This window comes from Gracilibacillus pellucidus (genome assembly GCF_033949965.1).
GTDB classification, from domain to species: domain Bacteria; phylum Bacillota; class Bacilli; order Bacillales; family Amphibacillaceae; genus Gracilibacillus; species Gracilibacillus pellucidus.
In genome coordinates, this window is the sequence record NZ_JAWZSR010000002.1 from 439258 (window position 1) to 452642 (window position 13385).

Below are 13385 nucleotides of genomic sequence, written 5' to 3' on the forward strand. Positions count from 1 at the left end.
GGCAATGATAGAAGTTAACCAATTAACCTATAAATCCATTTTAACCAATATAAATGGCCAATTCGATCTTACGCTCAATCATCTTAAAGGAGATAATGGTGTTGGGAAAACAACCTTACTTGATTGTATTTGTCGTATTAATAATAAATATAGTGGCAGCATTACAGGCAATCAACAATTAGTCTATCTCAATCAAACATTATTCTTTTCTCACAAGCTGAAAGGAAAAGACTTTGTGCAATTTGTCTACCAATTAGAAGGAATAAAATCTGCTAAACAAGCATTTTTCCAATTTGCCGAAGAAAATGGCGCACTATATGATTTAGAACCTCTGTGGAATAAAAAAGTTGGCATTTTATCTGGTGGCGAACGGAAAAAACTCTATTTTGCGACGATTTGCAGTTTGGAGAGAAAATGGTATGTCTTCGATGAACCATTTGCAGGAGTGGATGAGCGAGGAAAACATTTTATAACTGCACAGTTGAAGCGACTATTACAACAAAACAAAGGAATCATTCTTACACCACACGAAACAGAACCACTACAAGCATTTCCACACATGGAAACTTTTCAATTAAAGCCAAATGAATTAACTAAACTATCTACACCTATCAGTAAAGCATAAGAAAGAATCCGAACTAAAAAATAGTTCGGATTCTTCATATAGCGCTTCTTAATTACTATATACGCTTCTTACTACATTTGTTTGTGAACGGTCTGGTCCTACAGAGAACACAGATAACGGAATACCTGTTAATTGTGAGATACGCTCTAAATAATGACGAGCATTCGCTGGTAACTCATGCAAGCTTCTCACACCTGTAATATCCTCTGTCCAGCCTGGTAATTCTTCATAAACAGGCTCACACTCTGCTAGTACATTCAAGCTAGCAGGGAATTCTTCCATAATTTCACCTTTGTACTTGTAAGCTGTACAAATCTTCAATGTTTCAATACCTGTTAACACATCAATGGAATTCAATGATAAGTCGGTAATACCACTTACACGGCGAGCGTGGCGTACAACGACACTATCAAACCAACCAACACGACGCGGACGGCCTGTTGTTGTACCATATTCATTACCAACTTCACGAATCTTGTCACCAATTTCATCATGTAATTCCGTCGGGAATGGACCATCACCAACACGTGTTGTATATGCTTTTGAAACACCTACAACATGGTCGATTTTAGAAGGACCGACACCAGAACCGATCGTTACACCACCAGCAATTGGGTTAGATGATGTAACAAATGGATAGGTACCTTGGTCAATATCTAACATAACCCCTTGTGCCCCTTCGAAAAGAACACGACGACCAGCATCTAATGCATCGTTTAATACAACGGATGTATCTACTACATACTTCTTCAATTGCTGTCCATATTCATAATATTCTTCTAGAATATCTTCTACTTCGATACGGTCTGTTTCATATACTTTTTCAAAGAGACGATTTTTCTCGCTCAAGTTGCTTTCTAATTTCTCACGGAAAGCCTCTTTATCTAATAAATCAGCAATACGAATTCCGACACGAGCAGCCTTGTCCATATAAGCTGGACCAATACCTTTACGTGTTGTACCGATTTTGTTCGCACCTTTATCTTCTTCTTGTAAAATATCTAATTTAATATGATACGGTAAAATGACATGTGCACGATTACTAATACGTAAGTTATCTGTGTTAACATCTTTGTCATGTAAATACTTCAATTCTTCGACCATTGCTTTCGGGTCAATTACCATACCATTTCCTAATACACAAATTTTATCATCAAAAAATATTCCTGAAGGTATTAAGTGTAGCTTGTATGTAATGCCATCAAATTTAATTGTATGACCTGCATTATTACCACCTTGATATCTTGCTACTACCTCTGCGTTTTGTGAAAGAAAGTCTGTAATCTTACCTTTTCCTTCGTCTCCCCATTGTGTTCCAACAACGACTACTGAAGACATAAACGGCACCTCCGCCTAATTAAATTATTCATTCCGAACTAATTCTACCAATGTTAACGAACAATGTCAATTAAATGACGAACATTTTTATCGATATGTACATTATTGTTCGTTAAAAACTGTATGTAAAGCACTATTTACTATTATGTTCTATCATTTATTATGCTATTCAGCAAAAAGAAGGAATCCATCCTAATATAGTTAAAAAATTCTTTATCTCTTAATATCTTCTATCTTTTTTTACTAGTATAGTTACTTACAAGTGCTAATACGAGAGGAGGAGCATCCATGGATTTAATCGTAGGTCTTCTTGATGTAGTTACAGGACTTGTTGGCGGTCTTCTTGGTGGTCTTCTATAAGCAGAAGTTTAAAAAAGGGCGTATGTTGATAGTAACACTTCAACATACGCCCTTTTTCGATTACCACACCTACGCTGGTGGTACGTCACTATCTTGGTAACGATGATCCAAGTCGACGAATTTATTATATTCTTTTACAAAGGCTAGCTCTACTGTACCAACAGGACCGTTACGTTGTTTTGCCAAAATAATCTCAATAATATTTTGCTTTTCTGATTCTTTATCATAATAATCATCACGATATAAGAATCCTACAATATCGGCATCCTGCTCAATACTTCCTGATTCACGTAAGTCGGACATCATCGGACGTTTATCCTGACGAGATTCTACCCCACGTGAAAGCTGAGATAAAGCAATTAACGGTACATTCAACTCCCTTGCTAATCCTTTTAAGGAACGAGAGATTTCCGATACCTCCTGTTGACGGTTTTCCTGTGAACCTGCACTACCTTGAATAAGTTGCAAATAATCGATTAAAATCATGCCGAGACCGTGTTCTTGCTTTAAACGACGACATTTCGAACGAATTTCACTTACTCTAATCCCTGGCGTATCATCAATAAAGATACCTGCATTAGATAAGCTTCCCATCGCCATCGATAATCGGCCCCAGTCTTCTTCTTCCAGAGAACCTGTACGCAGGCGCTGTGCATCAATATTCCCTTCGGCACAGATCATACGAGAAACAAGCTGATCTGCCCCCATCTCCAAACTAAAGATAGCAACATTTTCATCTGTTTTAATCGAGACATTTTGCGCAATATTTAGGGCAAAGGCGGTCTTACCAACAGATGGCCTTGCCGCAACAATAATCAAGTCATTACGTTGAAACCCTGATGTAATCCTGTCTAAGTCACGAAACCCTGTCGGTATTCCTGTAACCTCTCCTTGGTTTTTATGCAGCTGATCAATGTTATCATACACATCTATTAAGACATCTTTTATATTTTTAAAAGATGAAGCATTCTGACGATTAGACACTTCTAATATTCGTTTTTCCGATTCATTCAATACTTCTTCTACTTCATCTTCCTTTGAAAAACTATCCGTTACAATCTCTGTCGCTGTACGAATAAGCCTTCTTAAAATCGATTTCTCTTCAACGATCTTACAGTAATAGGCGATATTCGCTGCAGTAGGCACAGCATTTGCTAAATCACTTAAATAGGATACTCCACCAACATCATCTAATTGCTGACTATTCGCCAAAGCAGTCGTCGTCGTAACGATATCAATCGGCTCGCCTTTATCTGCCAGTGATAGCATAACGCGATAAATAATCTGGTGACTAGCACGATAAAAATCTTCTGGCGTTAACATCTCTGTTGCACTAGATATCGCCTCTGGCTCTAAGAAAATCGCCCCTAGAATGGCTTGCTCCGCTTCAATATTATGTGGTGGTGTTCTTCCTTGCATAACATCAGACATCTCATATCCTCCTTCCTCACTTACGATGGCTATTCTTCATTAGAAAAAGGGAAGTAATATATACTTCCCCGAACTTTTACGCTTCTACTACATGGACTCTTATTGTACCTGAAACTTCCGGGTGAATTTTCACTGGCACATTTGTATAACCTAATGCACGAATTGGTTGATCTAATTCAATTTTACGCTTGTCCATTTTGATTTGGTGATCTTTCTTCAATACTTCTGCAATTTGCTTACTTGTAATAGAACCGAATAAGCGACCACCATCACCTGATTTAGCTGTTACTTTCACTTCTAAGTTTGCTAAGTTTTCTTTTAATTGTTTAGCTGCTTCTACTTCTTCTTGCTCTAATTGCTTCGCTTTCTTTTTCTTCGCATCAAGAGCTTTCATATTTGCTTGATTTGCTTCAATCGCTAAATTATTTTTAATCAAATAGTTACGTGCATATCCATCTGATACGTTTTTTACTTCCCCTTTTTTTCCGTTCCCTTTAACGTCTTGTGTAAAAATTACTTTCATTCCGATTCTCCTCCTTCATAATAGTTATCGATAATATCTTTCAACCACTCATAAGCATCGATAACTGCCATATCATCTAATTGAGTCGCAGCATTTGTTAAATGTCCGCCACCATTCATTTTTTCCATCATGACTTGGACATTGATATTTCCAAGTGACCTTGCGCTAATACCAACTCTGCCATCTTCCCTGACAGAGATCACAAACGAGGCTTCGACTCCTGTCATCATTAATAACGTGTCTGCTGCTTGGGCAATAATCACTGGTCCATATTTTTCCCTTGAATTCCCTACCGATATAGCTATATTACCACGATAGATATTGGTATTTTCAATTAACCTGCTTCGCTTCACATAAATATCTAAATCTTCTTTCAGAAACTTCTGTACTAAAACGGTATCTGCTCCTCTTGAACGCAAATAAGAGGCTGCATCAAATGTTCTCGATCCTGTTCTTAATGTAAAGCTATTCGTATCAACGATAATCCCTGCTAATAAGGCAGTTGATTCTAGCATTGATAAAGACAACTTACTTGGCTGATACTCTAGCAGTTCTGTAACAAGCTCTGCGGTAGATGAAGCATATGGCTCCATATAAACAAGTGTCGGATTATCGACAAACTCTTCTCCTCTACGATGATGATCAATAATCACCACATGCTCTATTTTATTAATGAGCTTCGATTCCTGTACTAAGGACGGCTTGTGTGTATCTACTATAACAAGTAGCGTGTTCTTTGTCACAATATCTAATGCCGATCCGGGATCAATAAAGTGTGACCACAATTCTTCATGTTCTTTCATTTCATCAACTAAACGTTGCACACCTGTATTTATATCATTATCATCAAGCACTACATATCCTTCTACATCATTTGCCTGTGCTACCTTCAGCACACCAATAGCCGATCCAATCGAGTCCATATCAGGTGATTTATGTCCCATAACAAGCACTTGGTCACTTTCTTTAACTAATTCCTTCAAGGCATGGGAAATTACTCGTGCCCTTACTCTTGTTCGTTTCTCCATTGGATTGGTCTTTCCACCATAGAAACGTACTTTACTAGACTCGTCATCCTTAATAACTACCTGGTCTCCACCTCGACCTAATGCCAAATCCAGACTTGATTGTGTCAGTTCACCTAAACTTGGTAAACTCTCACTACCTAAGCCAACCCCTATACTTAATGTCAATGGTACGTTTTTATCGGTAATTAACTCTCGAACTTCATCTAAAATTTCAAATTTCGCTTTTTCTAAGTCTGCTAAAATCGTTTGATTCATTACAGCCAAAAAGCGTTCTTGTGATGTTCGTTTTAAATAAATGCCATTTTCATTTGACCACTTATTTAAAATAGAGGTAACTTGTGAGTTAATTTGACTCCTTGCTGTATCATCCATATTCTGTGTGATTTCTTCATAGTTATCTAAAAAGATAATCCCAAGCACCGTTTTTTCATTTTGATAAAGTGTATGAAGCTCCGTTTGGTCTGTACGGTCGAATATATATAACAATCGTTCTTCCTTCTTATGGAATATTTGACAATCATATTGATCGATTGTTAACCAAAAGGACTCCGTATCATCCTTCAAATGAGAAGGGAACTCATTTGATAAGATATGGAGTTGTTCACCTATTAAAGAATCAACCTCTGCGAATTGGCTCATATAAGGATTAGCCCACTCAATTTGATTGTCTTCTCCATATAAGATAATTCCAATTGGCATCTCTAACAGGGCTTCTTCGCCAACTTTTTTAACACGATAGGAAAGTGTAGATATATATGCCTCCGTTTGGTCAACCAGTTGCTTTTCACGCTTAATGCTATAATATAATGAAATAGCAAATAGCACTGTCATGACGATACCAATTATCCAGTGATAATAATATAAAAACACTAATAGGGCGAAGGATAAAATATACACCCCTATAATATGTTTGCCCATGGCCACTGGTTTATCTTTTACATTCGGCATTGTTGTCAGCTCCTAACTAATAGTACCCTTTACTTTGCCATTCTTTTTCTCATTTCGAAACCTAAATCAATTATACCTAATATTCTTAGCAAATAAAGACCCATAAAAGGATAAATTATAACTAAGACAATAGCTAAAATCGGTAATACAAGTGATTTTTTCTTCGTATAGCTATAAAAGAAAAGGAATGATAATCCTTGTAGAGCCATCAATATGCCTGCTAACTGATAAATATTTGTTATGATCATCCACGCTGTCGTAGAAGGATCTAACGCAAAAAAGGAAATTACTAAAATAATAAAGTATAACCACAATATCACCTTAGGTAATTGGAAATTGCGAAACGGCGGGAAATATAATTTTTCCTTATATACCTTATTGATTAGTTTGTAGCTTATCCATTGTGTGATGATTGCCATTACCATCGAAATAACAGCTAATATGACAGGCAACAACTGCAACAGATTGGCCACCTCTTCACGAACTTGATCGAGATTCTGTTCTAAACCAACCGTCTTGAACAGTTCCGCTGTCATTTGTAGAGATTCATCCATTGTCTGATTAAACGTATCAATAATCGAAATCTGAAGAACTACTTCGATATACACATAAATAAGCACTAGCCCTAACACAAAACCAGTCGTACCTTTTGCCCATGTTTCATATGGGTGTTGCCCTTGCTTGATACTCCAACCGATCATTCCACCACTAATTATTGCTAACAGTGTTACAGGAAGTGAGAATACTGGAATAACAAATGAGGCGAAAATCAGAAAAATAAGCCCCCCTATTGCTGACCATTTCACGGAATAGCCTTTTACCAATAAAACAATTGGGATTGGTAATAAAACCATCGCTAACGGAAAAAACATTGTTAGAAACAGGAGCAATAAATAACTAGCCACATATATAAAAAAGTCTTTCTTTATAGGCTCTTGATTCATTAAGAAACCACCTTTACTACATCTATTTGCTTGAAAAAGCACAGCAGAAAAAGCGCTGTGCTTTCATCAACGTTCACTATTACTATATTCATTATATACGATCCATAATACCTCGACAAATCAAATCGATTCGCTCGAATATTGAAAAATATTCCGCTAGCTAATGCACTTCCACCTGTTATACCGTATAATGTAAGAAGAATGTACCTGAGGAGGCGTTATAAGTGGTAAAAACGATTATTTTTGATCTGGATGATACACTTTTATGGGATAAAAAGAGTGTCAAAACAGCCTTTGAAAAAACTTGTCAACTAGCAACAGATAAATTCGGTGTTGATGCGGAACAATTAGAAGAAGCCGTTCGCGATGAAGCACGCAAACTCTATCAAGGATATGAAACATACGAATTCACTCAAATGATCGGAATTAATCCATTTGAAGGACTATGGGGAAATTTTCTTGATGATCATACATATTTTAAAAAAATGGCGGAAATCGTTCCAAACTATCGTAAAGATGCTTGGATAAATGGCTTGAGACAGCTTGGTATTGATGATGCTACATTTGGTGCATATTTAGCCGAACAATTCCCTGAAAATCGCAAGAAAAATCCATTTGTCTATGAAGAAACCTATTCTGTTCTCGAAAAACTACAACATGATTATCAATTAGTCATGCTAACAAATGGTTCACCAGATTTACAAAATACAAAACTAACCATTACTCCTGAATTAAAGCAATACTTTGATCATATTATTATCTCCGGCGGTTTCGGCAAAGGAAAACCGGATCCAAGTATTTTCGAGCATGTATTAGAAACAGCTAACATCTCGAATGACGAAGCAATCATGGTTGGCGATAATCTCATGACAGACATTCTCGGCGCAAATCGCACTGGAATCAAAAATGTCTGGATTAACCGTGAAAATAAAACTGCTCAAGATGTACAACCTACATACGAGATTAAGCATTTAGAAGAATTGTTTGATGTGCTAGCGAAGCTTTAAAATACAATGAAGGTGAGATGATGAAAGTGCAGATAATCCATAAAGAGGCTGGGACATAATTAAATAGGGAGAATGAGAATCCGAACAATTCTATGCTAAGCGTAGGCAAAATACGTAGACTCCTGCGGGAATAGCACGAGCTGAAGATCCACTGTGTGAAGTGCTTTTCTTCACACAGTTAGCTGAAGCCGTGCCCGCGGAAAGCGAAGTGTTTTGCCGAAGCGATGTTTGAGCATATTTCAATGTTCGGATTTTTCTTATTTAATTATGCTTTTTTCCCAGCCCCCTGACAGCATTATTTTAACCTTTTTGTCTCTACTAACTTTTAAATGCATCCGAAAAATCGAATCGTCCTTAGCAACTGTTAGAAAGAAAAGAAAGGACGATGATCCATATAGTTTGTAGTGCTCTTATTGTTCCGTAATTGAATACTTCTGAGGGAAGCCCTTTTTAAATACAAGTTATTTATTTGAAAAGGGCTTATTCAGATTGTTTTGTAGTCCTAGAGGAGTATCGAAGCGTTACATAATGGACTAACAGCATAGATAGAAGTACTATAGAAAATAGAAATTTATAATCTAACTCTTCGATACCAAAGAACATATCATTTAAAATAATTGTTACGAAATAGAAAAGCATAAAAGTATAAGTAGCATTTCGATGCGCCAAGGCTTTAGCCTGAGTGATTTTCTGCTTCAACGCCATTCCTCCTAAGTAAAGTAAGTTATGATAATACATAACAATAGACCTCACAACATAGTAGAGGTCTATTTAGATTATCCTATTGTTTTTTCCGTTTTTTGTTATTCAAAATCAGCAATATGATTGAAATTAAACCAGCAATAATCTTTATTGAATAGTGTACTGTTGAAACTATTAACAAAATCATTCCTATAGCAATAAAAATGTTATTTTCATTGGTTTTCTTAACATTCCCCTTAAATAGCCGATAACCGACTATGCAAATGCCTAGCACATACACGAATAAAAATAGAATATTTGCTATTAAATTCAAGTAATCAGAATCCATGTAATCACCTCAAACTTCATTGTAATCAAAACAATTTTACTATATTTATAGATGCAATTCCAAAAAAACTGGTATATTAAACCTATAAAATTTTCTGTTTATGGTAATAATAAATGTACAAATACAGCCTCTATCACTAACTAGCGGGCTTTATTTTCCTGTTAATTATCCTTTAGCTATCATCCTGCTTTGCTCACTTTTATCAGAATTTCATAACCTATACAAGTTTACTATATCCAAATTTTGCGACATATTTTGTCGGATTTGGTTTATTGGCATGCGGGCTCATTATTGGTTATAGGAAGATCGTTAAAAATTAAAGGCATAATTGAAAGGCGAAGCACCATGAACTATCATACGTGGAATCGGAGGTTAATTCTATGTCTACGCTATTATTACAAATAGCCAGTATACTAGGAATATTATTTGGGGCTATTACTTTTTTTATAGAATTAAAAAAGAAAAAAAGAGAAAAACTACAGCTATTCATTTCACTGGGCATTTTGATCAGTTGTTTAGCTATATTTACAAGTTTTACTTTTTATTAATGAAATAACTCAAAAAAGCACTTTTTAAGTACATTACATACTAAAAAAGTGCTTTTCGTCTGCTTACAACTCCATCGCTGTTAGTTTTTCGATTTCATCAATTTGTTGTAAAGCTTCGATTTCTGCTTCTTCTAAATATTTATCAACGGTTAAGACCATAATCGCTTCTCCACCGACATCTGATCGACCTACTTGCATTGTCGCGATATTAATACCTTTTTCGGCAAGTAGATTACCAACTTTACCGATTACCCCTGTGCGGTCATTATGCTTAATGACAACAAGGTCACCTTCTGGTACTAAATCAACCGTATAGGCATCTACTTGGACAATACGTGGCCCAAGACCATTTAGCAATGTACCTGCAATAGAACGAGTTACTTCTTTTGTTTTCACTTCTACTTTTAACAGGTTAGTAAATCCTTTCGGTGTAGAGGATTTATTTTCATTTACTTGAATACCTCGTTTTTCTGCTAAATAAGAAGCATTCACATCATTCACGTGATCTCCTAAGTGACGTTTTAGTAAACCTTTAATCGTATTTCTTGTTAATGGTGTAACATCAAGCTCTGTTAACTCTCCTGAATAGGAAATATTAATCTCTTCAATAACACCTGGTGTTAAATATGTTAAGAATGTACCAAGTTTTTCAGATAAATGGAAATATGGTTCAATTTTATTCAGCAATTCTTTCGGTACAGATGGTAAGTTCACTGGATTTTTCGCTACATCTTCTGTTAAATAACGAACAACATCATGACTAACATCCACTGCTACATTTTCTTGTGCTTCTACCGTACTAGCACCTAAATGTGGTGTAGCAATAACCTCTGGTAGCTCTAATAAACGATGGTCTGTTGCAGGCTCTTCTTCAAATACATCAAGTGCTGCTCCTGCTACTTTACCTGATTTAATAGCATCATATAATGCATCTTCATCAATAATACCACCACGGGCACAATTGATAATACGGACACCATCTTTCATTTTGGCAAATGCCTCTTTATTAATTAAATGTTTCGTTTCTTTGATTAACGGCGTATGTACGGTAATAAAATCTGCAACTTTAATAACATCCTCTACAGACCCAAAATCTATACCAAGCTTATCCGCTCTTTCTTTTGTCAAAAATGGATCATACGCAATGACATTCATTCTCTGGCCTTTCGCACGAGCTGCAACTTCTGCTCCGATACGTCCCATACCAATTACACCTAATGTCTTACCTTTTAACTCAACGCCGACATGTGTTTTACGATCCCATTTCCCATTTTTCAATGCTACAAATGCTTGTGGGATTTTTCGAGCTAATGACATCAACATAGCAACCGTGTGCTCTGCAGCCGAATTCGTATTACCATCTGGAGCATTTACGACGATAATGCCATATTCTGTTGCGGCACTTAAGTCAATATTATCAACCCCAACACCTGCACGACCAATGATTTTCAAGTTAGATGCTTTACTAATAATATCTCTCGTTACTTTTGTCTGACTTCTAACCAATAACGCATCATAGTCTCCAATTTTTTCGATCAATTCATCAGGAGATAAGCCAGTATCAATATCTACTTGTACGTTATCTGCTTCACGTAACGGTTTAATTCCATCTTCACTTAACGGATCACTAATAAGAACTTTAAAAGTCACAGTTGTCCCCTCCAAAAAATATATTTCTCCACCTACTGTATTAAGTGAAACATTTCACTTAAGTCCACTTATTCCTTATTATAGCATCTTTACCCTTTTTCAGACAAAAGAATTAAGAAAATTTCGATAGTTTTTCTTTTTTACATTTTCACTATGGATAAGTTTTCTCTATCATAGCAAATTTGGTAATAATGTCAATATAAAATCGTTTATTTATTCCATATTCATTCGTGTTTTCGTGTATTTTTCTTGTTTTACGATGGGTAAAATCTAAAAATTAAGTATAAACACGAACGTTTTGTTTTTTACTACTGCGTAGAAGCGATCAGCAGCGCAAAATAGACAACGATTGCGATAAATGAAGCCGTCATTAAAAAGCCGTTGAAATATGTACCATCATCTTCATGTATCTTTCTTATAACAGCTATTAAATTATAACAAAAAACAATGGATATTATCGGCAACAGATAAAAACCGAATATTACTATGATTTCCAATCTTATCCCCCTTTTATCATTATATTTTTAAACTGATTAGAATGTTAGTACCATCCTTTTAACCTTTTCTGCCTATGAATCAGCGTATTTTATACTGTCATAAAACCTCCAGTATTAACTATTCTCCATTCGTCTTTTATTTTTCCATAACCATTTACCTATTATTTTATCAAAAACCATAATATCTCTGTAATTAAATTACTCTTAACAATAAAAAAAGCCTGAAACACACTAAAGTGCTTCAAGCTCTTTCGATTGATCAATCGTTAACGTAAGGTAAAAGCGCCATTTGACGAGCGCGTTTGATTGCCTTAGTCAATTTACGTTGATATTTTGCAGAAGTTCCAGTTACACGACGAGGAAGAATTTTTCCACGCTCAGAAACGAAACGACTTAACAAATTAATATCTTTATAGTCGATGTGTGTAATACCGTTCGCTGTAAAATAACACACTTTACGACGTTTTGCACGACCACGACGAGCTGCCATAAGTAAAAACCTCCTTTAAATTAAAATGGTAAATCATCATCGGAAATATCAATCGGTTCTCCGCTATCCTGGAATGGATTGCTCGGTTCCGCATTTCCTTGGTTATTTGAATTATTTTGGTTAAATTGATTTTGGTTTGCTTGACTCGGTTGGTTCTGATTTTGATTATATCCTGATGGACCTTGCATATTGTTAGGTTGTCCACCTGGTGCTCCACCTTTAGATTCCAAGAATTGAATCGATTCAGCTAATACTTCTGTAATAAAAACTCTTTTACCTTCTTGATCATCAAAGCTTCGAGTTTGTATACGACCGTCTACACCGATAAGACTTCCTTTATTCATATAATTAGCAAGATTTTCTGCCTGTCTACGCCAAACTACACAATTAATGAAGTCTGCTTCTCGCTGACCTTGCTGATTAGTAAAAGGTCTATTACTAGCTATTGTAAAATTAGCTACAGCAACACCATTCGGTGTATAACGTAAATCAGGATCTCTCGTTAACCTGCCGACAAGCACGACACGATTTAACATCAGAACCACTCCTTATTATTGATCGTCTTCACGAATTGCCATGTAACGTATAACGTCATCAGAATATTTCGCTTGACGGTTAAATTCGTTAATAGCTGCTTCATCACCAGCAAAGTTGATTAACACGTAATATCCATCACGGTGATCGTTGATTTCATAAGCAAGACGTTTCTTACCTAATTCTTCAACTTTTTCGATTTCCGCTCCATTATCTGTAAGGATACCATTGAAACGCTCGATTAGAGCAGTTTGTGCTTCCTCTTCGATATTTGGGCGGATGATGTACATAATTTCGTATTTATTCATCCGTTTACACCTCCTTTTGGTCTTGACGGCTCTATTTCTTTGAATAGAGCAAGGAGTAACATTTTCATTACTCACGATATCATATTATAACAAATTATTCCCATTAAATCAAATATTATTTTGC

14 protein-coding genes are annotated in these 13385 nt (G+C 35.9%); 3 read left to right on the forward strand and 11 right to left on the reverse strand.

What is annotated here, in order from left to right; translation table 11 throughout:
* The first annotated feature begins 4 nt into the window (after positions 1-4).
* Positions 5-625 (forward strand): ATP-binding cassette domain-containing protein, encoded by a 621-nt coding sequence (locus SH601_RS05390; RefSeq protein WP_319957232.1) that lies wholly within the window; start codon positions 5-7, stop codon positions 623-625.
* 48 nt (positions 626-673) lie between these two features.
* Here SH601_RS05390 and SH601_RS05395 read toward each other — a convergent pair whose 3' ends face one another.
* The 5 genes from SH601_RS05395 to SH601_RS05415 form a co-directional block, all read right to left on the reverse strand.
* Positions 674-1963 carry an adenylosuccinate synthase gene (locus tag SH601_RS05395; protein ID WP_319957233.1) on the reverse strand — a complete coding sequence of 430 codons (1290 nt, stop codon included), beginning with the start codon at positions 1961-1963 and terminating at the stop codon, positions 674-676.
* 429 nt (positions 1964-2392) lie between these two features.
* A complete protein-coding gene (gene dnaB, locus SH601_RS05400; RefSeq protein WP_319957234.1) occupies positions 2393-3754 on the reverse strand; it encodes a replicative DNA helicase in 1362 nt (453 codons plus the stop codon).
* A gap of 76 nt (positions 3755-3830) precedes the next feature.
* The gene (gene rplI / locus SH601_RS05405) at positions 3831-4277 is read right to left on the reverse strand and encodes a 50S ribosomal protein L9 (RefSeq protein WP_319957235.1); all 447 of its coding nucleotides are present in this window, start codon (positions 4275-4277) and stop codon (positions 3831-3833) included.
* Positions 4274-6253, reverse strand: coding sequence for a DHH family phosphoesterase (locus SH601_RS05410; RefSeq protein ID WP_319957236.1), 1980 nt, complete (start codon positions 6251-6253; stop codon positions 4274-4276). Before SH601_RS05410 ends, rplI begins: the two co-directional genes overlap by 4 nt.
* Before the next feature lie 29 nt (positions 6254-6282).
* Positions 6283-7197, reverse strand: a complete 915-nt coding sequence (locus SH601_RS05415; protein ID WP_319957237.1) for a YybS family protein — start codon at positions 7195-7197, stop codon at positions 6283-6285.
* 224 nt (positions 7198-7421) lie between these two features.
* Here SH601_RS05415 and SH601_RS05420 point away from each other — a divergent pair, with 224 nt between their 5' ends.
* Positions 7422-8204, forward strand: a complete 783-nt coding sequence (locus tag SH601_RS05420) for an HAD family hydrolase (RefSeq protein WP_319957238.1) — start codon at positions 7422-7424, stop codon at positions 8202-8204.
* 480 nt (positions 8205-8684) lie between these two features.
* Here the strand turns inward: SH601_RS05420 and SH601_RS05425 are convergent, their stop codons facing one another.
* Positions 8685-8903, reverse strand: coding sequence for a hypothetical protein (locus tag SH601_RS05425; RefSeq protein WP_319957239.1), 219 nt, complete (start codon positions 8901-8903; stop codon positions 8685-8687).
* A 711-nt stretch (positions 8904-9614) separates the two neighbouring features.
* Between SH601_RS05425 and SH601_RS05430 the strand changes: the two genes are divergently transcribed.
* Positions 9615-9782, forward strand: a complete 168-nt coding sequence (locus tag SH601_RS05430; protein ID WP_319957240.1) for a hypothetical protein — start codon at positions 9615-9617, stop codon at positions 9780-9782.
* Positions 9783-9845: 63 nt separating this feature from the next.
* Here the strand turns inward: SH601_RS05430 and serA are convergent, their stop codons facing one another.
* The 5 genes from serA to rpsF all read right to left on the reverse strand — a co-directional run bounded on the left by serA (position 9846) and on the right by rpsF (position 13261).
* Positions 9846-11432, reverse strand: coding sequence for a phosphoglycerate dehydrogenase (gene serA, locus SH601_RS05435; protein WP_319957241.1), 1587 nt, complete (start codon positions 11430-11432; stop codon positions 9846-9848).
* Between the two features lie 308 nt (positions 11433-11740).
* Positions 11741-11929: a hypothetical protein gene (locus tag SH601_RS05440; protein WP_319957242.1), complete on the reverse strand. Its 189-nt coding sequence runs from the start codon at positions 11927-11929 to the stop codon at positions 11741-11743.
* Positions 11930-12188: 259 nt separating this feature from the next.
* Positions 12189-12419 (reverse strand): 30S ribosomal protein S18, encoded by a 231-nt coding sequence (gene rpsR, locus SH601_RS05445; protein WP_319957243.1) that lies wholly within the window; start codon positions 12417-12419, stop codon positions 12189-12191.
* A 20-nt stretch (positions 12420-12439) separates the two neighbouring features.
* Entirely contained in the window at positions 12440-12955 is a 516-nt protein-coding gene (gene ssb / locus SH601_RS05450; protein ID WP_319957244.1) for a single-stranded DNA-binding protein, read from the reverse strand.
* Between the two features lie 15 nt (positions 12956-12970).
* Positions 12971-13261 carry a 30S ribosomal protein S6 gene (rpsF, locus tag SH601_RS05455; protein WP_319957246.1) on the reverse strand — a complete coding sequence of 97 codons (291 nt, stop codon included), beginning with the start codon at positions 13259-13261 and terminating at the stop codon, positions 12971-12973.
* Positions 13262-13385 lie beyond the last annotated feature (124 nt).